This window comes from Candidatus Eremiobacterota bacterium, from assembly GCA_031082125.1.
Taxonomy (GTDB): Bacteria; Vulcanimicrobiota; CADAWZ01; order CADAWZ01; family Ess09-12; genus Ess09-12.
Window position 1 is genome coordinate 461080 of sequence record JAVHLM010000001.1, and the last position, 22831, is coordinate 483910.

22 protein-coding genes are annotated in these 22831 nt (G+C 54.5%); 13 read left to right on the forward strand and 9 right to left on the reverse strand.

All coding sequences use genetic code 11. The features are described 5' to 3' along the window. Positions 1-245 (reverse strand): hypothetical protein (locus tag RDV48_01880; GenBank protein ID MDQ7821524.1); only part of this gene is annotated, 245 nt, incomplete at its 3' end. Between the two features lie 71 nt (positions 246-316). Beyond that, positions 317-1012, reverse strand: a complete 696-nt coding sequence (locus RDV48_01885; GenBank protein MDQ7821525.1) for a hypothetical protein — start codon at positions 1010-1012, stop codon at positions 317-319. 282 nt (positions 1013-1294) lie between these two features. Between RDV48_01885 and RDV48_01890 the strand changes: the two genes are divergently transcribed. The 4 genes from RDV48_01890 to RDV48_01905 all read left to right on the forward strand — a co-directional run bounded on the left by RDV48_01890 (position 1295) and on the right by RDV48_01905 (position 4971). Next, positions 1295-2308, forward strand: a complete 1014-nt coding sequence (locus tag RDV48_01890) for a protein-glutamine glutaminase family protein (GenBank protein MDQ7821526.1) — start codon at positions 1295-1297, stop codon at positions 2306-2308. 5 nt (positions 2309-2313) lie between these two features. Further along, entirely contained in the window at positions 2314-2547 is a 234-nt protein-coding gene (locus RDV48_01895) for a hypothetical protein (GenBank protein MDQ7821527.1), read from the forward strand. 31 nt (positions 2548-2578) lie between these two features. Continuing rightward, positions 2579-4477: an ABC-F family ATP-binding cassette domain-containing protein gene (locus RDV48_01900; GenBank protein ID MDQ7821528.1), complete on the forward strand. Its 1899-nt coding sequence runs from the start codon at positions 2579-2581 to the stop codon at positions 4475-4477. 143 nt (positions 4478-4620) lie between these two features. Beyond that, complete coding sequence (locus RDV48_01905) at positions 4621-4971, forward strand: hypothetical protein (GenBank protein ID MDQ7821529.1); 351 nt, start codon at positions 4621-4623, stop codon at positions 4969-4971. A 64-nt stretch (positions 4972-5035) separates the two neighbouring features. Here RDV48_01905 and RDV48_01910 read toward each other — a convergent pair whose 3' ends face one another. From RDV48_01910 to RDV48_01920, 3 genes are all read right to left on the reverse strand, one after another. Next, positions 5036-7186: a GAF domain-containing protein gene (locus RDV48_01910; GenBank protein MDQ7821530.1), complete on the reverse strand. Its 2151-nt coding sequence runs from the start codon at positions 7184-7186 to the stop codon at positions 5036-5038. A gap of 59 nt (positions 7187-7245) precedes the next feature. Then, entirely contained in the window at positions 7246-8043 is a 798-nt protein-coding gene (locus RDV48_01915) for a diguanylate cyclase (GenBank protein ID MDQ7821531.1), read from the reverse strand. 125 nt (positions 8044-8168) lie between these two features. Further along, positions 8169-9410 (reverse strand): adenosine deaminase family protein, encoded by a 1242-nt coding sequence (locus RDV48_01920; GenBank protein MDQ7821532.1) that lies wholly within the window; start codon positions 9408-9410, stop codon positions 8169-8171. Positions 9411-9559: 149 nt separating this feature from the next. Between RDV48_01920 and RDV48_01925 the strand changes: the two genes are divergently transcribed. The 4 genes from RDV48_01925 (at position 9560) to RDV48_01940 (ending at position 11893) form a co-directional block, all read left to right on the forward strand. Next, on the forward strand, positions 9560-10813 hold the full coding sequence (locus tag RDV48_01925; GenBank protein ID MDQ7821533.1) for a tetratricopeptide repeat protein: 1254 nt from the start codon (positions 9560-9562) through the stop codon (positions 10811-10813). 60 nt (positions 10814-10873) lie between these two features. After that, complete coding sequence (locus RDV48_01930) at positions 10874-11146, forward strand: metalloregulator ArsR/SmtB family transcription factor (GenBank protein MDQ7821534.1); 273 nt, start codon at positions 10874-10876, stop codon at positions 11144-11146. A gap of 19 nt (positions 11147-11165) precedes the next feature. After that, positions 11166-11492, forward strand: a complete 327-nt coding sequence (gene trxA / locus RDV48_01935) for a thioredoxin (GenBank protein MDQ7821535.1) — start codon at positions 11166-11168, stop codon at positions 11490-11492. Positions 11493-11611: 119 nt separating this feature from the next. Then, positions 11612-11893 (forward strand): hypothetical protein, encoded by a 282-nt coding sequence (locus RDV48_01940; protein ID MDQ7821536.1) that lies wholly within the window; start codon positions 11612-11614, stop codon positions 11891-11893. A 3-nt stretch (positions 11894-11896) separates the two neighbouring features. On the opposite strand, the gene RDV48_01945 is transcribed toward RDV48_01940, so the two are convergent. Together RDV48_01945 and RDV48_01950 are read right to left on the reverse strand one after the other, a co-directional pair. Continuing rightward, entirely contained in the window at positions 11897-12565 is a 669-nt protein-coding gene (locus RDV48_01945; GenBank protein MDQ7821537.1) for a carbohydrate-binding family 9-like protein, read from the reverse strand. Positions 12566-12721: 156 nt separating this feature from the next. Then, positions 12722-13789, reverse strand: coding sequence for an SGNH/GDSL hydrolase family protein (locus RDV48_01950; GenBank protein ID MDQ7821538.1), 1068 nt, complete (start codon positions 13787-13789; stop codon positions 12722-12724). A 288-nt stretch (positions 13790-14077) separates the two neighbouring features. Between RDV48_01950 and RDV48_01955 the strand changes: the two genes are divergently transcribed. The 5 genes from RDV48_01955 (at position 14078) to RDV48_01975 (ending at position 19695) form a co-directional block, all read left to right on the forward strand. Next, positions 14078-14575, forward strand: coding sequence for a type II toxin-antitoxin system VapC family toxin (locus tag RDV48_01955; protein MDQ7821539.1), 498 nt, complete (start codon positions 14078-14080; stop codon positions 14573-14575). After that, a complete protein-coding gene (locus tag RDV48_01960; protein MDQ7821540.1) occupies positions 14569-14757 on the forward strand; it encodes a hypothetical protein in 189 nt (62 codons plus the stop codon). The genes RDV48_01955 and RDV48_01960 overlap by 7 nt, the downstream gene beginning before the upstream one ends. Positions 14758-15168: 411 nt before the next feature. Then, a complete protein-coding gene (locus tag RDV48_01965; protein ID MDQ7821541.1) occupies positions 15169-17574 on the forward strand; it encodes a hypothetical protein in 2406 nt (801 codons plus the stop codon). Between the two features lie 227 nt (positions 17575-17801). Further along, positions 17802-18692 (forward strand): hypothetical protein, encoded by an 891-nt coding sequence (locus RDV48_01970; GenBank protein ID MDQ7821542.1) that lies wholly within the window; start codon positions 17802-17804, stop codon positions 18690-18692. 4 nt (positions 18693-18696) lie between these two features. Further along, positions 18697-19695, forward strand: a complete 999-nt coding sequence (locus tag RDV48_01975) for a lysylphosphatidylglycerol synthase transmembrane domain-containing protein (GenBank protein MDQ7821543.1) — start codon at positions 18697-18699, stop codon at positions 19693-19695. 25 nt (positions 19696-19720) lie between these two features. Here the strand turns inward: RDV48_01975 and RDV48_01980 are convergent, their stop codons facing one another. Together RDV48_01980 and RDV48_01985 are read right to left on the reverse strand one after the other, a co-directional pair. Further along, on the reverse strand, positions 19721-21673 hold the full coding sequence (locus RDV48_01980; protein MDQ7821544.1) for a tetratricopeptide repeat protein: 1953 nt from the start codon (positions 21671-21673) through the stop codon (positions 19721-19723). 37 nt (positions 21674-21710) lie between these two features. After that, a complete protein-coding gene (locus RDV48_01985) occupies positions 21711-22808 on the reverse strand; it encodes a radical SAM protein (protein ID MDQ7821545.1) in 1098 nt (365 codons plus the stop codon). Between the last annotated feature and the right edge of the window lie 23 nt (positions 22809-22831).

Sequence of the window (22831 nt, forward strand, 5' to 3'; positions counted from 1 at the left end):
GACGGCTTTTGGGGTGCGCTTTGAGACGGCTTCTGGGGTGCCCCTGATGGCGGCGGCATGGGAACACCGCTGCCCCGGGAGGACCTGTCCTTCCTGGAGGGAAGGATCCCGTCCACTTTTGCCGGAAGGGCTCCTCTTATCGATGCCTTGTGAGAGGCATCCTTGTAAAGGAGGGCGTCGCAGAAGAGGCAATGATCAGCGCTGTCAGGGTTCTCCCGCTGGCAAAGCGTGCAGTATCTCGGCACCTGGTCACTCCCTGGTAAGATATACCAGAAAGGATTCTCTGCCAGGAGAAAAAAACCTGTGCCCCTTCCTGTCAGCGCTCCCCGAATATGCTCATCATGGCAACTGATGACCATCCCTTCCCCGTCTCGTCCAGGGAGGAGATGCGGCGCTTCACCCAGTCGGCATCGGGAGCTCCCTTGCTGCCTGTAAGATATTGTGACGCCGCCGAGTTCGCGCCGGGCTTGCTTTCCTTTGAATCGGGGGATTTCATCCTTGAGAGGAGGCTGTCGAGCAGCGAGAGGGCCGAATTATTGGCAGTATTGTCCTGGGAAGGGCCTTGCTGCGAATCCTCAGGACCTGAAGGGGTGCCGGTATCATTGACGCCAGATTCCGAGGGATCCCCGCCGGGCTGCCAGGTTCTCCTGAATGCGGCAAGATGGGCATCTTCAGCGCTTCCCTCTTTTTCGGCTCCCGCCCGGCCGCTCCCGGTGTACCTGTCCTGCTGGCGGTTATCGAGGCCCGTGGAGACCGAATCCTGGGGATCATCGCGTATCTCGGGGACGGCACCAGCCTCAAGCTGGGGAGCGCGCCTGGTGCGGCGCATATCTATGGCTTCCTGGGAGAACTGCGTAATGTCGCGGTCAATTACCTGGGGAGGGAGCTCTTCGGCAGAGACAGGCTTCGCCACCGTGTTCCTGGTGGCCGCTGTCTCGCCGTTGAAATAACGGTTATGCTGGTCGTGGATCTGCCTTATGGAATCATCAGCAGAAGACAATGATCCTGTCACTATCTCTTCTCCCCTGTCAGTCTCCCCATCCCCGAAGGCCTCTACGAAAGACTTCTTTCAGACCGTGCAAAAAGCATCTTCCAGTAAAGGGCCTCTATGTATATTTTATGTTAATCTTTTTACCGTATCGTTACCGCCATATTAATTTTTTGTTACATTCATGTTAAATTTTCACGCACCGCCCCCTCTCATTGTCATTCCCCTGATTTTGTGATACAATGCTTCTGACAAGAACGGGATCTGTATGAACAGCCGCTTGAGGCTTTGAGAAGGAGCGATACCGTGATAAAGAGCATTTCACCTGGCGAGCCTGCAAGAGATCATAAAGCCGTCACAAAAGGAGTCGCAAGGGAGAATGACGCCGTTCCAGCGCCTGTTGACACATCCGACATTCCCTCCCTCATTGAGAAAGAGGGCGTAAGGCCGGGAATCTCTGCAAGAGCTTCCGCGAAGCCTTCAAGGCGCCGCCGGGCAGCTTTAAAAGCGCAGTTTACAGGGAAAGCGCCCGGCACGGAGAAAATAAAGCACACCTCAAGAGCCCCGAAGTGCATCACGCTCATAGAGGAGCAGCACACCGGCATCGGCGGCCCGGCGATAGTGGCCGACGATATAGAGCGCTTCGAGAAGAAGCTCGGCAGGGACCTCGGCTCCCTGGCGAAGGTCCAGAATGACTGGGACATTGAAAAGCTCGACGGGTGGATCCCCACCGTCGCAGAGCTCCAGGACCACTTCAAGAGAATTGCCGCTAACGATACCATTCCCTGGGAGTACCTCCCCGACGGCTGTTACGCGAGGGCCCATGAGGCCGCGAACGAGTTCGTGAGCAATGGACTCAACTGCGCCAAGCTCTACGTGATGGTCGATGACCAGGCCTCGAGCGATCCCTTCAATCCCTTCCCCGATTACCGTTTCAGGGCAGAGAACAAGTTCACCAGGGGAGAATGGTGGTACCATGTGGGAGTCCTCGTGTTTGCCCAGGATGAGGAGACAGGAAAAGTTGACGGTTACGTCATAGACCGCTCGGTGAATGCCGACAGGCCCATGAAGGCCGACGAGTGGATCAAATCCCTGTGGAGCGCCGATTTCCCCATGAAATACGACCTCACCTTTGCCGATGTGTACGACCCTCCCATGGAAAGCCACTATCCCTCGGAGGAGCAGTTCTCCCAGAAGACCTTTCACAAGTACCTCGCCGAGGCAAAAAAGACCAACATTGACTACCTGAAAAGCCTTGAAAAAATAAAGAAAGATTATTATGCCCACCATCCTTCGGAAAAGCCCCCGGGCCCGCGGTGAGAGAGATGACAGAGAAAGAGACCGTCACCTTTACCGATGTAGTCAAGAAGATAAAGCAGAATAAGGAGCTCCATACCTATACGGTGATCTTCAAGAGAAGCGCCGCATTTTACAACGTGGAGTCGCGGAATGTCACCGCCGTTGAAGCCCTCACCCGCTCCGCCCAGGGACTCCTGCCGGTGACCGTCGTGAGCAGGGCGGTGGCATGCGAGATTCTGGAGGCCTATCTTGTCGCGTGAGAGCCATTATCCCCAAGGTACCTGTTGAAAGATGCTTCACCTTCATGCCGTTGAAAAGTCCTTTGGAGCTGCGACTGTACTGAAAGACGTCCATCTCCACATCGCTCCCCGGGAAAAAACAGGCCTAATCGGGGTAAACGGGAGCGGCAAGACCACTCTCCTCAGGATCATCACGGGCGAGACCCCACCGGACAAAGGCTCCGTAATTTTCTCCGCGCCCTGCCAGACTGCCCTCCTCTCCCAGGAGGTCACCGTAAAGCCCTACCACACGCTCCACGACGAGATGAGAAGAGCCCTCCCCCACCTTGTGCACCTGGAGAGAAAACTGAGAGCCCTTGAGGAGGAGATGATTGCAGAGGCTGATAACGTGGAGCGCATGGAGGAGCTTCTGGGATGCTATGCAGGCCTGCAGGAAGAGTACGAGAGAGGGAGCGGCCACGACCTTGAATGGAAAATCGACTGCATAATCCAGGGGCTGGGATTCTCCCTCAGGGATAAGGGGCGCTATGTCTCGGAGTTCAGCGGGGGCTGGCAGATGAGGATGGAGCTTGCGAAGCTTCTCCTGAGGGAAGTGGACCTTCTCCTTCTCGATGAGCCCACGAACCATCTTGACCTTGCCGCCACCCGGTGGCTCGAGGACTACCTCAGGGAGTACCCGGGTGCCGTGGTCATTGTCTCCCATGACCGCTACTTTCTGAACAGGGTCACCACCGCCACGCTCCACATAGAGCGGGGCTCATTGACCACCTACAGGGGCAACTATGACCTCTTCGTCAGGGAAAGAAATAAAACAAGAGAGCTCCAGGAAAAGGCTTATCACCTCCAGCAGAAAAAGCTGGAAAGGGACATGCGCTTCATTGAGAGATTCCGTTATAAGGCACGGCTTGCATCAAGGGTGAAAAGCCGTGAAAAAATGGTTGAGAAAATGGAAAAGGTGGAAGCCCCCTCAAGGGATCTCCCTTCGATAAACCTGGCTTTTGAATACGAAGACACCCAGATGACGACGGTGTTCAGGCTGAAGGACCTGGAGAAGCACTATGGCTCCCTCTCGGTCCCTCTCAGGGGGGAAATCGAGATCCGCAGCGGCGAGCGCCTGGCGATTGTGGGAGAGAACGGGGCGGGAAAAACGACGCTCCTCTCCTTGCTCTCGGGAGACGACCTCCATTTCTCAGGAAAACTGAGAGTTCATCAAAGCTCCACTGTCAGGTATTACCGCCAGAATCACCAGCTCAGCCTCCGCTCCGAGCATACCGTGCTTGAAGAGCTCCAGGACTCGGCGCCGCCAGGGATGTCCCTCCAGGCCCTGAGGACCCTTCTGGGCAACTTTCTTTTCAGGGGTGACGATGTTTTCAAAAGGGTGGAAGTCCTCTCGGGCGGCGAGAAGGCCCGCCTCGCCCTGGCGCAGATCGTGGCTTCCTCATCAAATGTCCTCCTCCTTGACGAGCCGACAAACCACCTGGATATAGATTCGCGCGAGGCTCTCGCGGAGGCCCTTGAAGCATACGAGGGCACTATAATCGTCGTTTCCCATGACCGGTATTTCATAGACCAGGTATGCGCCAGGGTAATCGAGATTGAAAAGGGTGTCATGGCGGATTATCCTGGCAACTACAGCTATTACTTCATGAAAAAAAGCGAAGGATCGGCGGGAAGAGAGCCCCTGCCTGAGAAAGCGAAACTGGTGCGGCCGAAGAAAGCCCGCCATGGACCCGCCGAGAAGAGCACCGGTAAAAAGCTCCAGGAGCTCGAAGAGACAATCTGCGGCATTGAAAAGAGCCTGAAGAGGATAGAGGAAGCCCTGGCAGATCCTCACAACATCTCCGATCCCCAGAAGGTAAAGAAACTCTCCGAGGACTATGCGCTCCAGAAAAAACTTGTCGATGATCATTTTGCCGCTTACGAGGAGCTCTACCAGACCCTTGAGCACTGAGAAAAAGGCGTTCCCGGTACTCAAAAGCATTAAGGAAGGAATTGCCACAGGGCCGTCGAAACATTAAAGAGCGGGAATCACGGCTAGGAAAAATCCTGGTCCGTGATTTCTTTATTTATGCAATTACTGAGGAAAGTGACCCAATGAGTGAGAGCCCCTCCAAGGAAGAAGACTTCATCATAGTCTTTGATGAGCCCGATGATCTTTCAAAGCCTGCTCCTGCCGATCCGGGGGAGACAGGCGGGCATGAAGCGGCTTCAAGCAGTAAGGAGCTTCTGGACCGAATAATTTCCCTGGAAGAGTCCCTTCAGAAAGAGCGGAAAGCGAAACGGAACAGGGACCTGCAGATTGCGCTGCTTAAGAGATCCATCGGTGAGCTGAAAGAATCCAGGAGCGAGCTGCGGGCAGAGTGCGAAAAGCTGAAGGCCGGGCTCCAGGAAAAGAAAGGGATCTCGTGGCTCGGGTGGCTCTCAGGAAAAAAGGCGGGGAAATAAGGCCGATCAAGAAAGGAGGTGAGTGAATGCCCTGGAGAATAGGTGATGACCGCAACTGAACTGCTTACTCCTGACCGTCTTCTGCGGAGCTGGCTCCCTGAAGGCCGGCATTATATATTTCATCAAGATCCCCCCTGGCGAGAAGCTCCAGAAAAGCCTCCACCACCTTGGGGTCAAACTGCGATCCCGAGTTCGTGATGATCTCCTGCACCGCGGCCTCCCTTGACATAGACCTGCGGTAAGGCCTTGTGGAGGTCATGGCATCGAATGAATCGGCAACGGCGATTATTCTTGAGGCCAGCGGGATGTCCTCGCCGATGAGCTTTTCAGGGTACCCCGTTCCCTCGTAGCGCTCATGATGGTGCTCTATGATGGGCATGGCGATCCTGAAGGACTTCACGGGATCAATTATTCTCGTGGCAATCACAGGGTGCTGCTTCATTTTTGCCCACTCGGGAGGCGTAAGCTTCCCCTCTTTCAGGAGAATATTGTCGCTTATGTTGATTTTCCCGATGTCGTGAAGGATAGCCGAGTACTCCAGGAGCTGCACGAACTCCTTCTCGAGCCCCAGGCTCTCCCCGATTTTCACGGCATAGTGGCATACCCGCTCCGAGTGGCCCCTTGTGTAGGGATCCCTTGCATCAATGGCGTTGATGAGAGCCCTGATGGAGCTCGAGAACATGTCATGAAGGTCCGTATGAAGCTTTGCATTATCAATTGCAATGGCCGCCACCGAGGCAAAGAGGGTGAGAAGCCCGAGGTCCTCGGCATTGAAGTTGTCGCCCTCGATCCTGTCGCTTACGTTGAGAACACCGATGACCTTCCCCTTGATTATGATGGGTACCGAGAGTGCCGCGGGTATGTCCTTGCTCTCCCCGCTCTTTGAATCTTTGGTCCTCACCCCCTGGGGAAGGTTTCTGGGCTGCGCCTCGAGGGCCACCTTTCCCGAGATACCATCGCCCAGCTTAATCCTGGTGTTTTCTATGATCTCCCTGGAGAGGCCGTGGGCATGGGCAATCTTCAGGTACTCCCCCGAGTCGTCAATCAGCATGATTGAACCCTTCTTTGCGCCGAGAAGCTTTGTTGACTTCTTGAGCACTTCGCTGAGGACCTTTTCCAGGTCAAGCGTTGAACAGAGGGCCGATTCTATCGACTGAATCGTGGCAAGCTCCTGCACCTTCCTAGCAAAGCTTGCATGATGATAGGCGCTGTTTACGGCTATCGCCACGGTTTTCGCAGAGATTGAGAGAAATTTCAGGTCCCGGGCCGAAAAGTTCCACAGCTCTCTTGCTGCCACAAGGATCACGCCGACAAAATGATGCTCCACGGCGAGGGGGACGCAGAGGACGGTAATGCATCCCGCCTTCTTTATGTAATCGAAATGGGGAGAGGTGATATCGCCGGCAGAGAGTATTCCCGGTGTGCCTGTCTTGATAATGTTCCTGAGAAAATCGCATTCTTTCCTTGTAAGGGTGCCCTTTTTCACCGCCTGGCCGGCAGCGCAGGTAATGCTTATCACTTTCTCCTCGTTATGAAGGTCATTGAGAAGAATAGACCCCACTTCGGCAGAGAAAAGCTCAAGAAACTGCATCAGTATGATGTTGAGGGACTGGTCAATATCGATTTCCCCGCTGGCCGATGAGATATAATCATCGAGAAGGGAGGCCTTCCTGTGAATCTTGAGGGTCGTGACACCAGGCTCCTCGATGAGCTTCAAGGACTCCTCAAGAAAAAGGAGCACCTCGCCGGCAAGCTTCAATGAAGCCGGGGAAAGCAGAGGCACCTTATCTGTAAAGGCCTCGACGGTGTTGCTATGGAGCTTGAATGCTGCCGCCAGCTCAGACTTGTTATCTTCAGTGAGAGTATCGGATTTATAAGGCCCTGCGAGGAGAAATCCTTCCGGGAGGCCGAAAAAGACTATGGGCACGACGAGAAACCTCATCCCCATAATGACTTCCTGGGGCCGGTAGTCCGGCGTCATGGCAAACTTCTCTATCACCTGGGAGCCCAGGAGCTTCGAAAAAACCCTGCTCCCCACGATATGGAGGTATGCGCTGTCTTCGGGATGAGGTATCTTTCTTATGACTTTCCCCGCGCTGTCTGTCACGGTGAGGCTTAACCCCGTGATGTTGAAGAAATGGCGCTGAAATATAAAAAACTGAGATGCATCAACTATGCCCTTAAGGGGTGTCCTGTTTTTCTTCATTGACGGCATATCCTGTTCCTCATCATGGAGTGATTGGCTGCCGCAGGGGCAGACACCTGCAACGGCGTTCAGGAATGAGCCTCTGTTCTGCCTGCCGGCTCATAGATACAGATGCGGTCTCTGCCTTTCTGCTTTGCCTGGTAGAGGGCCACATCGGCCTGCTTGATTAACCTCTGGAAAGGAATCTGCTCTTCAAAGGCAGTGATGCCGAAGCTCAGCGTCACGTGCTCCCTGTGCCCTCCATGCTCCACGGCGTGCTCTTTCAGGTAACGCCTGATCTTTTCCGCCACTTTGACGGCTCCCTCTATGGTGGCATTTTCCAGGATGACTATGAATTCCTCTCCCCCGGAGCGGCACACCACATCAGAGGACCTTGTGCTTTTCCTGAGGGCCTCGCCGATGAAACAGAGGACCTTGTCGCCGTAATCATGGCCATGGAGGTCATTGAACTGCTTGAAAAAATCTATGTCAGCGGCCATGCAGCAGAGGGGAATATCAAACTGCCGGGAGGCGACAATTTTCAGGCTGGTTTTCTCCTTGAGGGCTCGGCGGTTGTCCAGGCCGGTGAGCTCGTCGGTCCGCGCCTGGTTATTGAGGTTCGTCACCACATGGTTGCAGAGGATGACGAAATCCTTGTGATCCACTACGCCGTCTCCATTCAGATCACAGGCCATGAGGTCCGCCATGGACATTTTTTCCATTATGAACTGGCCCACAGGAGAATTGCTTACCACATGCTGTAGGATTTCAAGATCGTCGCGGTCCACTTCCTGGTCTCCGCTGATGTCGCCAAGGGTAAAAGAAAAAACCTGCCCGTCGGGAAGGATTTTATTGATGACCGAGCCGATATCGGACTCAGGATCCAAGTCCTTTTTCCCTCTGGATATCTCTTCAGGAGCCATTATGGTGACCTCGGCAGAACAGAATAGTGCAATGAGCGTACCACTATTATATTTGCTCTGCGCAGAGAGAATCCTCTGAGGAACAGATTTCAGGAGCGCTTCCCGTTCAACGCCTGAAGCTCCGCCTTTATTGACTCCTTCAGGGCAGCCTTGAGAGGAGGCGGGAGAAATATGGCATCTGCCGCCACAAGGATCATCGATTTCAGGTCTTCCATCGTGCAGCCCATCCTGGTGAGAGCCTTCTCGTATTCCTTGTTGAGATCGGTGTCGCACACGCCTGGATCATCGGTGTTTATGGTAGCCTTGCCCCCCCCGTCATGGAATTTTTTCAGGGGATGGCTTTCAAGCGACAGAACGGCGCCGGTCTGCACGTTGCTGGTAGGGCACATCTCCAGCACGATTCCCTTCTTTATGAGATCCTGCACAAGGGCGGGATCTTCAAAGGCCCTCACCCCGTGGCCTATTCTCTCGGCATGGCACTCCTCGACGGCGGTGCGAACGCTGTCCGCGCCGCGGGCCTCTCCTGCATGGATGGTCCTGTGGAGGCCATCGTTTTCGGACTCGATAAAGACCGGCACGTAAGGATCGGGAGGATACTGGGCCTCATCACAGGCAAGATCAAGAGCATTCACTCTCCCATACCCCCCGGATGCCTGCGGGGGCTCACCCTCGCAGGCGGCTACGGACCCGCTCTTAAGGTACTCCTCGGCAAGGTCTTCAAGCATTTTGCCTGTCTCGGCGCCCTTGTGGCGGGGAATGATTACCGTGAGGCTCACCATGATGCCGGTCTCTTTTTCACCCTGGCGGACCCCCTGAATGACGGCATCCATCACCTTCTTCAGGTCAAGCTTCCCTTTCCTTGCCATGGACATGGGAGAGAAGCGGAGCTCCATCGCCCTGATATTCTCATTCTTTGCATCCCGCACGCATTCGGTGCTTATTTCCCTGATTGCGTCGGTATTGACAAAAAGCTCGCTGATGGGAGAGAACTTGGACAGAAAATCCCCCAGCGTCTTGTCCTTTTCGGTGATGCACACGTAAGGCTTGAGGGTGTCGGCCGTCGTGGCGGGAAGGCTTATTCCGTACTTGCCGGCCATCCTGATGATAGTCTCAGGCCTCAGGGAGCCCTCGAGGTGGCGGTGAAGATCTATCTTGGGAAGCTTTTTTATCGTATCAGAGAGAGATGAAGTCCCTTTCTCCCCTTCCCTGGGTGCCGCTCCGGAAAGCTCTATGGTATCAGCCGCAGGAGCCGCCTGAGCTTCCTGTGCCTGGGGCGCCGCCAGTTTCCGGTACTCATTGATCCCTTGAGCGAGAGGCTGTATGCTGTCCATAATTCTGACCTGCCATTCCTGTTGACGGTATCATCCTAATATAGTGTAACACAAGGTGCGCCTCCATTCAATGCATGGCATCTTAAAGAATTGTGAACTTATGGGGACAGGCTGTTGGAGTCTGTCCCCTTTTCTGCTATAATAAAGCTATGAAATCCGGGCGTGATACCTTGCTGCTCTTCGTGATGTGCGCCATGATGCTGTTTGTGGCGTCAACGCTCGACTCTTTCAAAGCAAGGAAATATCTCGTCAGCGAGAAAAAACCTTCACTGCGGCATTTTTCCCCTGGAGACCTGCTGCGTGAGCTGGACGGCACGCTGGAAAAAATGGCCCGCAGCCTGACGGAAGGCACAAAGGCCCCTGCAAAAAAGAACGGGAAAGAGGGAGGGGACCTTCAGAAGCCTCAACCTGAAGCCCATTCAGCAGAGACATACTTCACCATGGCAAAGGACTGCTGGAAAAGAAAGGATTACCGCAAGGCCGCCACTTACGGAGAGACGGCCGTCACATGCTGGATAGAGGCGAAAGCCTCCCGGGAAAAGATACTCATGGGACGCGAGTTTCTCGCGAAGGTTTACGAGGCTCTCAAAGACTATGAGAATGCAAAGGTGCAGTATACCCTCCTTGCCGGGATGAATCCCGGAAACTCGCTTTACCGCGTGAAGCTGGCGGAGCTCAAAAAGCGTGAGGACGAAAAGCGGCTCTCATCGGTGAGGGCCCTCGAGAGCCAGGCCCGCGCCGAGAAGAGCAGGGGAAACCACCTGGGCGCAATGGATCTTGCTGAAAAAGCTGTTAACGCTCTTGAGAGGACCGGAGGGCCGTCGAATGAGAAGGCTGCAATGTACGCCCTTCAGGGGGACTGTGCCCGTATCCTCGGCAACCCCTCGCAGGCAGCCAACTTCTACACCCAGGCGCTGAGCCTCAACCCTGCGAACAGCTCTTACAGGGCTTCCTTTAAAACAGTCTCCTCGCAGATAAAGCCTCCTGCGGCCGTGCGATCCTCATCATCCCGCGCCTCCTATTCCACTTACCCGTCCTCCTCTTACTCATCGCCTTCGTACAGCAGGTACCCTTCATCATCCCTTTATGTGTCCCCCTCCCAGGGCTCCCTGTCAATCCCCTCTTACTACCCTTCCGGAACCTATTCAGGGTACGGAAGCTCATCATATTCACAGGCCATAAGCGAACAGAACCGCAGCGTTATTGAGGCGTACAACGCCAGGCTGAGGGAGACCCAGGCGAGAAACCAGGCCGTCATCAACAGTTATAACGAGCGGATGCAGCAGCAGATACAGGCACAGAACCAGCAGCTCATACAGGGCGCCCGCTATGGAACCTCCGGCTCCTGGAATTCCTCCAGCTCTCATGGGCCTTCTGTATCTGTCCCCAGGCCCGGCAGATAAAAATGGCTGCCCTCTTGACATCTTTATTTTAATATTGTAATATATGAATGTGGTGATATTATGAAAGAAAAACAGAGCGATATGGCGGAACTGTTCAAAGCCCTGGGCCACCCCACGAGGCTTACCATAGTGGAAGGCCTCACCAAGAACGAGTGCAATGTCATGCATATCGTGGAGTGCCTCAAGATACCCCAGGCTACCATATCACAGCACCTGGCGGTCCTCAAGTCCTGCGGCATCATCAGGGGCGAGAGAAAGGGAACGCAGATATGCTATAAGGTAGTCGATGAGAGGGTAAGAAAGCTTATGAAATTCATTGAAAACAATAAATAACAGCAAAGGAGGAACTACAATGAGCAGCGTGATGGAAGTAACCGATCAGAATTTCCAGACTGAGGTTCTCGAGGCCCCCACGGCGGTGCTGGTGGACTTCTGGGCGCCCTGGTGCGGTCCCTGCAGGATGATGGCGCCTGTCATCGACGGAGTCTCAAAAAAACTGGAAGGATCCGTCAAAGTGGTAAAGCTCAACACCGACGAGAACGGCAAGATCGCCTCTGATTTCAACATCCAGGGGATTCCCAGCCTTCTCATCTTCAAGGGGGGCAAGGAAGTTGACCGCCTTGTGGGATTTACCCAGGAGCCCATGCTGATGGAGAAGCTGAAGCCCTTCATGAAATAGCCGGGCAGGAGAGGAACACTCATGCCCCCGGGGGGCCATCGCCGGAGAGAAGGAAGAATCCCGTTTGACGAGAATGAATGTATCCTTATTACCGCTTTGCATTTTGAAAGGAGCCCCCCATGGATAAAAATACAGGCGCAAAGAAAACCCTTAACAACCTCACTGCAGAGCTTGTGAAAAACAAGATGGAGCTCTCTTACTTCCGCCTCAAGGAATTATACCAGATAAAGAACCTCGAGATAGAGAAGATGGAAGAGAAGATGGCCAAGATGAATGAAAAGGTGAACGATCTGAAGATGGAGCGGGAAAAGCTGGAGGACGAGCTGAACGGCCTCTATGAGTCATATATATGCTATTGCGGGGAAACAGAGCTGCAGCCGGCATTCGAGGGGGCGGAATAGACGTCAGTCGCCGTCAAAGAGAAGGTCGCCGAAAAATCCCGGCTGATGAAAGTCAATCTTCCCCACGGAAGACCAGGCGCAATAGGCGGCATTTTCGGGACACCCTGACACCCTGTAGAAATTTCCCTGCCACCGGCGCTCCTTGAGAGGACTTGAAGAAAAGGCCTCCCACGGAATGATGAAAAGAGACTCCCAGAGTGATTCCTCCCCGTGGACAGAAGAGTGGACCTGAACTCCTGAATGCCACGAAAAATCGGCAATCCTGCGCTCGCCGCTGGCATCAAGGGCAACATCGATGAAGCGGCCGTCAGGGGACGCCTGGAATTCCCTGTAAATCCTGAGATCCCTTGCACGGGGGCCCGCAAAGACCTCAAAGACATCGGAGAGCTGCCAGAGCAGCGGGGTTTTCCCTGTAGCGGGGTCCCGGGGGGTGCCGGGAGGCGCCAGGCGGAGCTCCTCGTACATCCCCCTGAAGAGCACATAAAGGAACTCAGTGTCCCACAGGCAGCGCACCGAGGTTTCTATTCCTGCGGGAAGGGTACTGCCGTCGTAATACGAGAGCTCTGCCGGGGGAGCCCCGGCCCAGAGACCGCTCCTGGCAGGCTCACTGCCGAGTCCGCCCTCCCTGACACGCATGCAGGAGAGAGCCTTGAAGACCTGAGTTTTTTCCATGAGATACTCCTTAGAGGCTTTCCCGCATTTCTCCTGCCTCACTGAAGGGCTGGCACCGGTGTTTTTTCTGTGAGCCTCTCTCTATTCGTATCGCTCCCCCCGGGAGAGAATACCATTCCGGGAATGAGACAGGTGAGTCTCCGCGTCCATGTTTCCTTACTTCGTGAGGTAGCCTTTCTCCTGCAGGTACCCTGCGATATGGCTGGCCATGACCTCGTTTCCCTCCGGGTTGGGGTGGATCAGGTCAGAGAACAGGTATTTATGGTGGTAATTCTGGTAATTGGTGAAGAGGTCAACGAGGTCAATATAGCCGGCATTATTGCAGAAGGCAAGATCATAGACCGCGGCGCGGTAGTGCGTTTCATCGGGCCTCATGCTTGATGTGTTGATCGGCAGGTTGAGAAAGATGACCTCAGTTCCTTCACTGGAGGCCAGCGAGAGAAACTCCTCCATGTTTTCACGGTACTCCTCATAGGGAACCCTGGAGGTGAAATTGCTTTTTCCCCGCATGGATTCAAAGATCTCTTCGCCGCTGAGCCTGGCCCTGAGCATCCGGTAAAAGGCGCTCTTCTGAAGAGAGGTCTTGAGGATTTTCGCGGCTTCCGACGAGGAGAGCCTCTCCCGGTCAGTGACCATCTGAGGGTGAATATCGTTGTTGAGGAAAGCGATTATCAGCAGGTCGGGCCTGTATTTCATCGCCGTCCTCCGGTAAAACTCAAGGCCCTGGAGGGATGAATACCCCATGCACCCTCCATTGATCACCTGCACAGGCTTCGTGAGATTTTTCGCTGAAAGAATCCTTTGAAGATAGTACGGGTAGGTCTCATTATCGGAGATGCCAATGTTTCCGAAGGTCACCGAGTCGCCAAGACATAAGATCCTGTAAGTGCCGGGAGGCTTTGCAACGGTGACGGGACCGGCACCGATCCATGTCCTGAAGCCGTCAGAGGTGGTGGAGAGCCAGTAAGTTGCCCTTGGAGTCTTGATTTTGAAATTCACCAGGTTTTTTTGAGGTGAGAAGAGCAGATAGGGATCGGGGACAAAGACCTCCTGATCGCGGTAACAGAGCCTGGCTGCCCCTTCGAGAAGGCATAGAAGAATGGCGGTGGTGATGACGGTGGCGAAGAGCAGCCTTTTGTTGAAGGCCCGCCTGGCCGCTATACCTGAGCCACTGGGCTCAGCCTCACTCTGCTCCGGTGCTTTGAGCGGATCGTCTTGGGACATTGCCGGTTTTCCTGCAGGGATTTTTGTTAGGTGTCACTCTTTTTCCCCGCTCACAGGGGAAGTCCTTTTTTCTCACGGGGGAAAAAGAGGGTGCCGGAGCGGATGAGCGGGATCCTGAAAAGAAAAAGCGGTTTTCACACCAATGCATTTTCCGAATCCCCATATGAAGAGCCTTCCAGCGGAGGAAGGGAACTTGAGAATCGCTGCCTTATTGGCATTGGCCTGCGAACGGCCTGGAAAAGATTACCTGCTATTGATGGAAAAATGAGTATGTGCTAAACTTGAAGCATGAAGAAACCCACTGTTTATCTGGAGACCACAATAGCAGGGTACCTCGCAGGGAGGCGGAGCCGTGACATTGTCGTGCTTGCCCACCAGGAGCTTACCCACATCTGGTGGGAAAACCATAGTTCCAGGTTTCGGCTTTATACCTCCGAGATTGTTCTGCAGGAAGCACAGATGGGCGACATTGACGCCGCCGCAAGAAGAATGAGCTATCTGGCAGGAATCCCTCTTATTGCCGTCAACGAAAAAGTCAGGGAACTCGCCGTACTTTATATGACCGAACTCGGATTCCCTAAGAAAGCACTCATTGATGCCCTCCATCTTGCCATATCAGTCCATTCTGCCATGGACTATCTGCTCACCTGGAACTGCACTCATCTTGCCAATGAAATCTTTCAAAGAAGACTGGTCAAAACAAACAATTCGCTGTCACATCATACTCCCCTGATAGTAACACCTGAAAATCTTATACAAGAAGAAGGGAGAGGCATAGAATGCTGAAAGATCCCATTGTTGAGGAGATCCGGCAATTACGGGAGAAGCTTGCTTCAGAACATGATTTTGATATGAACAAAATTTATAATTTCCTCATGGAATGCCAGGCACATTCAGGCGCCACATATCAAGAAAAGAGAAGTGCCAGACACAAAGCCGCGCGGGGAAAAGCTGCAGAGCTCCATTAAACGCCCTGAGCTGGAGGCGAAAAGAGCTGCTCTCTCTTGAGCCACCCAGCTCCGCATCATAGAGAGAGCTGCCCTTTTCAATATCTCTTCGCTCAGCTCAAAAAACTACCCCGCATGGCAGAAATATTTCTTAAAAAATCATTCTGCGCCGCCCCTTTCCACACCCCTCCCATTTCGCTTCAGCAATGCGCCTTTTCTCTTCACTGGAGGGGCTTTCAGGGACTCGTGGTGAAAAAATCGCAAAACAGGCCTTTCCGTCTCTCCCCGGCAGCGTGGTGATGGCTCTAAAATCCCATAACCATAGGTTTTTTCGATATTTCATTATTTGACATTCCACTTCATTTGTCCTATAATAATTATAGATACATTTGTTTCCATCAAAATAAAATCACTTACGAAAGGAGTATTATCGTGAATATCAAGGCTGGCTCTCACCTCAGGGAGGCCCCTCACCGGGAGGCTGATCAGGCCACCAAGGCCAGGTTTGCTTCTCCAGCGATGATCCGCGAGTATCCCGGCTACGAGGCCGTCATGGAGGGCGGGCAGGTCTTCAATGCCATCCCCGGCTTTCCGCTGGTGACGTACGGCGCCGACGAGGTGCTCTCGCGCTCGAACTGCCGCCACATTTTCCGCGATCTCGCCGGGGAGGTCCTGGACTGGAACCTCTGGTGCCTCTCCTCCGCCGGCACAAAGCTTGATATTCTCATAGGGGAAGCCCTTCTTTCTCTCAACGGGAAGCTCGAGAAGCTCGGCTATGTGCGGGTTTCAGACTTCGTGCGCGAGGAGCTGGGGATCTCTTCCCGGAGCGGCCATGAGCTGATGCGGTATACGAAGGCCCTTCAGAAGCTCCCCCTCATCAGGGAGGCTCTTGAAAAGGGGCTTCTGCGCAAAAGTGCGCTGCGGTATCTCTTCCAGGCCGTCACGCCCGAAACCGAGGCGGAGTGGCTCTCAAAAGCCATGCAGTGCACCATAAGACAAATTGAAGAGGAGGTGAAGTGTTTCAAATCCGGTGCCGAGGGAAGCGGCATCAATTCATTCGCTGCCGCCGATGACGACGAAGAGGACGCAGGGAGCCTCGCAGTGAGCGTGCGGGCTCCTTTTTCTGTTGCCGCAAAATGGGACCGGGCGCTGGAAGTGTTCCGCAGGATGGAGGAGGTGGAGCTCTCTTCGGAGTCTTTCGTGGAGGCTCTTCTCGCCGAATTCTCCGCTTCGGCGCCGAGCATTGGGATCGGGGTGCAGGGCACCACAGTACAGGCACCGGAGGATTCCGATTCCGGGACAGGGAAGCCTGAGGCTCGGGAGGCCGCGGGAGCTTCTCTCTGCCGCTCGCAGGGGAAAGACTCCCAGGGAGCCTGCGTCACCCACGGCGAGGGGGCATACTCTCGGAATAGCCTTGATGCTTCCGGCACCAAGGAGAACGGAACCGATCCCGCCATCGAGAAGAAAGCCCTTCTCCTTGGCGCCCTGGCGGGTGCCATCGGCTCCCTCGATGACGAGGCCTCCTTCGGCGAGCGGGACAAGGAGCTTGCCCGCCAGGTCCACAAGGATCTTGAAGAGATATCGCACCTCTGGGAGTTCCTGCCCTGGAAGCCTGTCACGGTGGAGCTTCCCCCGGAGTTTCAGGCTCCCGGGAGTCACTGCTCCGATGCCGATACCACCGTCACCCCTGACGGGACCCTGGTGCATCCTCCCGCCGATCCCTTCGAGACGGTCTCCCGCCTCCGGAAGATGGCTTCCCTGCGGCACTCCCTCTCCTTCTACCAGGGGAGGCTCCTGCGGACTCTCAACAATTTCGGTCTCTATAAGGACATGCTCTTCCTCTCCCTGGGGCATTACACCAGGGAGCGCCTCGGGATGTCCCGCAGCACCGCGTATTCTCTCATCAAATTAGAAAGGAGTTATCTGGAATATCCCGATATGCTGGACCTTGTGCAGGTGGGAAAGCTCTCCCCTGAGCAGGCGCGGCATCTCGCCAGGGTCTTCATTGAGGGAACCCGCGTCCAGGGAGCATGGCTCTCCTATGCACAGGAGGTGCCGGTTGCCACCCTGATGGCTGCCGTTGAAGGGTTCCTCCGCTTCGCGAAGAGGGCGGTCCACAAAAAGTGGGACATCCATCCCGAGGCCTTCGAGGTGGCCGTCACGGGAAGGTCCGTCAAGAGGGTTTCCCCCGCAATCTCTAATGCCATGGAACCCAGTGGGGATATGGGTTTGGATGCCACCGTCCAGATTTCCGCACAGCAAAAAACAGGGGAAGGGGGACATAGTTCCAGGGGAGCCGTCATCTGGGAGGTCACCCAGGGCAGGGAGCACCCCGATCTCCCTGAGATTCTCTCGATCCTCTCGGGAGAGACCCCGAAAGAAGGAACCTTCGGATCAAATCCCTCAGACCGGGGCGCCATCATCCGCTTCTTCATCAAAAAAGATCTTGTCCCCCTCTGGAACCACGCGGTGAGACTCTGGGCCGCCGGCAGGTCCGAAGAAGCCGCCGAGGGCGGGCAGGAGCTCGCGCTCTTCATCGAGGCCCTTCTTGACACTTTCCTCTCCGCCTGGGACCTCCCCGAGAAGCGGGACATCCACCACCGCACCCTGGCCCGTGATAATTACCAGTGCCAGGCTCCCGGCTGCAAGTGCCGGCGCAACCTTCATTCCCATCATATCATCTTCCGCTCACACGGGGGAAGTGACAAACTTCAAAACAGAATCACCCTCTGCATGGCCCACCACCTGCGGTGCCTCCACGAGGGCCACCTCATCATCAGGGGCCGGGCGCCCTATGGCCTTACCTTCATCTTTCCCCGCGATAGACGAGGCTTTTAACTATGCAGGAAATAATGCTTATGCCAAGAGGCCCGGGGGAAACGGGGCATTGAAAGGAGTTTTCCGTCCCTCTGTGAAATACCACAGAGGGACTTTTGCTTCTACCTTGTCATGGGCCCGGTTTTTTGCTAGAATTTAAAGAGAACGGAAAACGGGAGCCTCTCTCAGGATACATCACCATAGATGCCGCCAGGGTTTTTGGCGGCACGGAAACAAGGAGCAAAGCTGTGGAAAGCTATACCAGACACACCCGACGGCTCCTGCGCGGCACCACCCTCGCAGAGCTTCTCATCGCCACGTTCATCTTCGGCTTTCTCACCATGATCCTGCTGGGCATCATCAACTTCGGCACCCAGACGTGGAAGAAGGTGGAGTCCCGCTCGTCCACGGAGAAGGACATCCGCCGGGCGCTCCTCGACCTCTCCAAGACCATGAGAAACACCGACGTGGCCACCTTCAACTGCTCAGGCTCATATTCAAAATCAATTAACGGAAAAACCTTCGTAGTGCCCTGGATGGCCTTCAAGACGGCACAGGCAGTGGAGCTTTACGACCCCGAGTTCGTCGGATTTGACGGAACTACGGATACCAACAGGATGCAGTGGACTTACTTCATCCTTTACTATGCCGTGCCGCCGACAAATGACAACTGCCAGGGCGATACGGCAGCGGAAAAATATTGCCCCCACAAGATTCTCATCAAGAAATTCCTGGCGGTAAGCGGGACAGGAACAGGGGGCACCGATGCAAATATTACCAATAAGACATACCTCTCTTCCAGCGATGTGGACCCCTACCTTACGCAGACAGAATCGGCAAAAGACGTGGCGTCCGGCACGGAAAAAGCCGTGGACACCACTCTCGGCCCCTCTGTGTCGGTAGTTGCCCGCAATGTGCTCAATTTCGCCCCGGGATTCAACGATTTGAAGAACTCTCGATCATATGGAATCACTGCATCAATCCCCCAGGTTGCTTTTTCATTGAAATGCTTCAAGGTCCTGGAGTATGCAAAGTCGGGAGCCATAGGTACGTCCGATCTCGCGTCAAGCCTCATCCCCTCCACCATGTCCATCCAGGTGGACCAGAAAATCATCCCGGCCAACAATTACTGCCCATGATACCGTGAAGGCACTTCACAGGAACCGCCTGCTCCATGGAAGCGCCTTTGCCGCAGGCTGCATCCTCCTGGTCATGCTCATCTCAAGTGCAGGAGTGCAGCCTTTCCTGAGGACCCTCTCCCGCCTGTCACCAGCGGCGATAGCAGCAGCCCTCGCACTCTATTGCGTGGTCTGGCTCCTCAGGACCATGAGGCTCTCGAGGTTCATCTCCCATAGGGGAGAGGCTATTCGCGCTGCGGACCTTTTCAGGATGCATATCGCCAGCTATGCCCTCAACTCCATTCTGCCGGCCAAGCTCGGCGACGCTGCCCTGGCCGGCGTCCTCGCCGCAAGGGGATTCTCCCTGGGAAGCGCCGCCGCCGTGGTGCTCCAGATGAGGATACAAGATATAATGGCAGTGATTATCTGCATTATCCCCTCTCTTTTCATGATTGCCGAAAAAGACATGCCCTCATGGATTGTGACTCTCATGCTGGTATGCCTCGCTCTTGCGGCAGTTCCCATTGTCACACTTCTTCTTGACAGGAAGCAACGGATAGGCGATTTGCTGATGCAGGCGGAAAAGAGCTTCGGCCACCGCATAGTGAAAATGGCAGCGCTGCAGACTCATGAAGCCTACAAAGCCTCTCAAGCCATGGTATTTGACGGAAAACTCATGAGCTCTACAGGGGTCCTTTCTCTTCTGATATGGATTTTCGAGGGGCTCACCGCTTACGCCGTGGCCATCGCTCTGGGAATCTCCCTGCCTTTTTTCGCCGTCACAGGGGCAATGGCCATGGCAAACGCAGGCAAGGGAATTATTGCCGTGCCGGGAGGAATCGGCGTTCACGAGAGCATCTTTTCCGGGATGCTTGTCCTCCTTGGCACCCCCCTCGAGAGCGCCGTGGCCCTTGCCTTTCTGGATCACATGCTGAAAAAGTCTTTCAATATGCTTATCGGTTTTCCCGCAGCTGCCGCACTCGGTATGGATAGCAAAACAGCGAAGAGCGTTACTCCGTCATAAGGGCCATAAGCTCACTGCCATGGTTTCAGGGAGCCCTTCGGGCCTTGTCCAGGAGCAGCAGGAAAAGAGGGTCCACCTTCTGCCCGGCTTCCAGAAGCAGTTTCACATCCCGCCCTGATGCCTGGTAGTCCTTCATCATGAATGAGGCAAGAGCCCTGTTGCGGTAGGCATCCCAGTAGTTTTTCCGAAAAGCCACGGCCTTGTCATAGTCCCCTAGAGCATCAGAGTACCTCTTCTCCCTGAAATGAGCATTCCCCCTGTTATAATAGGCCTCAGACGACTTCCTGTTGATGGAGAGCGCCCTGTTGAACTCCTCTATGGCCTTTTCACGGGCTCCCTGCTCAAAATATATATTCCCCAGGTTTATGTAGGGCTCTATATAGCTTGAATCTATGGCAATGGCCTTCCGGTACATCTCCTCTGCTTTCCCGTAATCCTTCTCTCTCTGGTAAATATTGCCGCGGTAGTAGTACAGAACGGATTTTTTGGGCTCGAAAGCGATCATGAAATCAAGGTGGCCTTTTGCAGCGCGGTAATCATCAAGAGCGATGAGGACTCCGGCGAGATTGATGCGGGTTATCCCGTCGAAGGGACTTATCGAGAAAGCTTTCTCGAGATCTTCTCGGGCTTTCAGGTATTCGCCCCTTTCCTTGAAGAAATTTGCCCTCCCGTTGAGGGCAATAAGGTAACGGGGATGCTTCTCAAGCACATGGTTCCAGAAGGTGAGCCCGTCCTTCCACACGGCGCAATGACAATAACTCGAGAGGCCGTAATAGCCCGCCAGCAGGACGAGAAGCAGCATGCACAATGCCTTCCCTGCGCTCCTTTTTGCGCTCCTCCAGCACCATGAAAAAGCCTCTCCAAGGATAAGCACTATTCCTATGGAGGGGATATAGGTCTGCCTGAGACCTATCAGCGAAGTGGCATCGGCGGGGAGCAGCCTGAGCACGGGGAAAATGAAGAGCGTAAAGAACAGTATACCGAAAAGCCCATGACGGTAAAGGGCGGGAGAGCTGCTCCTGAGCCTTTTCAACGGTTTTGCCAGAAGGGTCGCTATGACGACGATGACAAGAGGTGAGAGCCATACCGCGAGGGGAGGGCTTTCAATAAAGGAGGCTTCAAGAGGATATAACTCCTGGAGATCAAAGGGGATGACGATTTTCAGGGCATACATGAGGAAGAGATAGGCAGCTATGAAAATCCCCTTGAAGAATGAGATATGATAGAGCTCGGCAAGATGAGACTCAAAATACACATGAATCCACGCGGCAACTCCTGCGGCAAGAAAGCCCAGAAGGTAGGGAGCTTTCATCATGAGCGCTTTGCGGTCGAGTCTTTCAAGAATGTAATAGTCATACAGGATCAGGGCAAAAGGGAGGAGGCTCCCTATGGGCTTTGAGAGAAGCGAGAAAGCATAAAGAAGAAGCGAAACAAAGTACAGAGCCAGGCTTGGGCGCTTCCCGTAATAACAATAGCAGATAAAGGAAGAGAGAAAGAAGAAGGCGCAGAGAAGGCCTTTTCTCTCGACCACCCAGGCAACAGACTGCACCCTGAGAGGCGAGAGGGCAAAAAGAAACGCTGCCGCGAGAGAAGCGAGAGGGTCCCCGCTGATGAGCCGGACAAGCCAGAAGACAAGAAGGCTGTTCACTATGTGGAGCAGAAGGTTGTGGGCATGGTAGGGGAAGGGATTGAGTCTGTAAAAATGGTGCTCAAGCGCAAAGGAGAGCATCACAAGGGGCGTGTACATCCCATAGAGCGTCGAAGTGAATATCTGCCTGACATTATGAGGCGAGAGGTCCTTTATCATGTGATTCCCGGTCACGTAGGCATCATCGTCCCAGTTGATGAATCCGCATTTCAGCACCGGAGAAAAAGCAAGAAACGTGACAATGACCAGCACGGAAAGAGCGGGGATTATCATTTTCCCCGGGAAAAAAATCAATGGCGCGCCGCTTCCGCCCTCAATGCTTCTCTTCATGCCTTACGCTCCCAGTCTTTCAATGTGAGAAACCCTGTCATCTCAGCAAGGTCATCTGGTAAAGCTCATTGAGCTCCATCTGGCACCCGAAAAAACATTCCCTGCAGGAGAGGAGCTCCCTTCTCACTCTTTCATACTCCCTGCCATGCCAGAACTCCCGGAGGCCCTCGCCGCGTGCCAGAGTGGCAAGAGCCCTGTTGTTCTGGAAATAATAAAAGCAGGGGAACACGGCGCCCCGGTAGTCTATCACCATTGAATGATAACCTGCGAAACAGGAGACATCAGGAAAAGGGCCGCTCACATACTGCCCAAGACGGGCAAGGTACCGGGGCGAGTTATCTATGAAGGCATCTTTGAGCCTGAGCTCCCTTATAAGGGCAAGAGCTGCGCCGAGTTTCTCCCTGTCGTCAAGGTAATTCCTGGAGCGGTTCTCCCTGTAAAGGTTGAAATCCACTTCCATCACGTTAAAATAGATGGCATCGGCCCCTTTTTCCTTTATGAACCGGATAAGGCCGGTGACATCCTCGCAGTTCCTCGAGGTGAGCACTGTTGAAACCGACAGGTTGGGCCTCGAGGAGGATTGCTTTTTCTTTGCCGCTGCCATCGTCTCAATAGCTGTTACCGCGCCTTCAAAGGCTTTCGGGGAGCTCCTCACGGTATTCACATACTCTGGGTCCGCGCTGTCAAGCGATATGTTCAGTGAATCGAGGCCCGCCGCGATGAGGGATTCCGAGAGCCCGGGGGTAAGCTTTATCCCGTTTGTCGTGAGGTTCGTGGAGACCTTGAAGCCCGAGGCATAGGAGATCAGCTCGGCCATGTCTTCACGGAGGAGAGGCTCACCGCCGGTGAAGCTTACCGTTGAAACCCCAAGCCTGGCAAGCTGTGACAGCAGATCCTTCATAGAGGCCGTATCCTCGTCGCCGGGAGGCCCCGCCCTGGAGGGAAGCTCGCAATAAAGGCAGCGCTCGTTGCAGCGATAAGTGACGGCGACGCTGGCCAGGATCGGCCCTGAAACGCATTTTTTCGTGAGGGCTTCAGAGGGAATCGAGAGGCCATGGCGTGCCCTCCGCAGCAGCCATTGAAAGTCTCCCCTTTTCAGGCGGCCTGCAATCTCGACAAAAAATTTTTTCCGCATGGGCACCCAACAAAAAATGATAT

Bases quoted from the DNA above. Each gene is read 5' to 3' on its own strand.
- RDV48_01980 (MDQ7821544.1), bottom strand. From the start codon at position 21,673: ATGAAGAGAAGCATTGAGGGCGGAAGCGGCGCGCCATTGATTTTTTTC.
- RDV48_01940 (MDQ7821536.1), top strand. From the start codon at position 11,612: ATGGATAAAAATACAGGCGCAAAGAAAACCCTTAACAACCTCACTGCA.
- RDV48_01905 (MDQ7821529.1), top strand. From the start codon at position 4,621: ATGAGTGAGAGCCCCTCCAAGGAAGAAGACTTCATCATAGTCTTTGAT.
- RDV48_01945 (MDQ7821537.1), bottom strand. From the start codon at position 12,565: ATGGAAAAAACTCAGGTCTTCAAGGCTCTCTCCTGCATGCGTGTCAGG.
- RDV48_01920 (MDQ7821532.1), bottom strand. From the start codon at position 9,410: ATGGACAGCATACAGCCTCTCGCTCAAGGGATCAATGAGTACCGGAAA.
- RDV48_01900 (MDQ7821528.1), top strand. From the start codon at position 2,579: ATGCTTCACCTTCATGCCGTTGAAAAGTCCTTTGGAGCTGCGACTGTA.
- RDV48_01925 (MDQ7821533.1), top strand. From the start codon at position 9,560: ATGAAATCCGGGCGTGATACCTTGCTGCTCTTCGTGATGTGCGCCATG.
- RDV48_01960 (MDQ7821540.1), top strand. From the start codon at position 14,569: ATGCTGAAAGATCCCATTGTTGAGGAGATCCGGCAATTACGGGAGAAG.
- RDV48_01985 (MDQ7821545.1), bottom strand. From the start codon at position 22,808: ATGCGGAAAAAATTTTTTGTCGAGATTGCAGGCCGCCTGAAAAGGGGA.
- RDV48_01895 (MDQ7821527.1), top strand. From the start codon at position 2,314: ATGACAGAGAAAGAGACCGTCACCTTTACCGATGTAGTCAAGAAGATA.
- RDV48_01930 (MDQ7821534.1), top strand. From the start codon at position 10,874: ATGAAAGAAAAACAGAGCGATATGGCGGAACTGTTCAAAGCCCTGGGC.
- trxA (MDQ7821535.1), top strand. From the start codon at position 11,166: ATGAGCAGCGTGATGGAAGTAACCGATCAGAATTTCCAGACTGAGGTT.
- RDV48_01910 (MDQ7821530.1), bottom strand. From the start codon at position 7,186: ATGCCGTCAATGAAGAAAAACAGGACACCCCTTAAGGGCATAGTTGAT.
- RDV48_01950 (MDQ7821538.1), bottom strand. From the start codon at position 13,789: ATGTCCCAAGACGATCCGCTCAAAGCACCGGAGCAGAGTGAGGCTGAG.
- RDV48_01955 (MDQ7821539.1), top strand. From the start codon at position 14,078: ATGAAGAAACCCACTGTTTATCTGGAGACCACAATAGCAGGGTACCTC.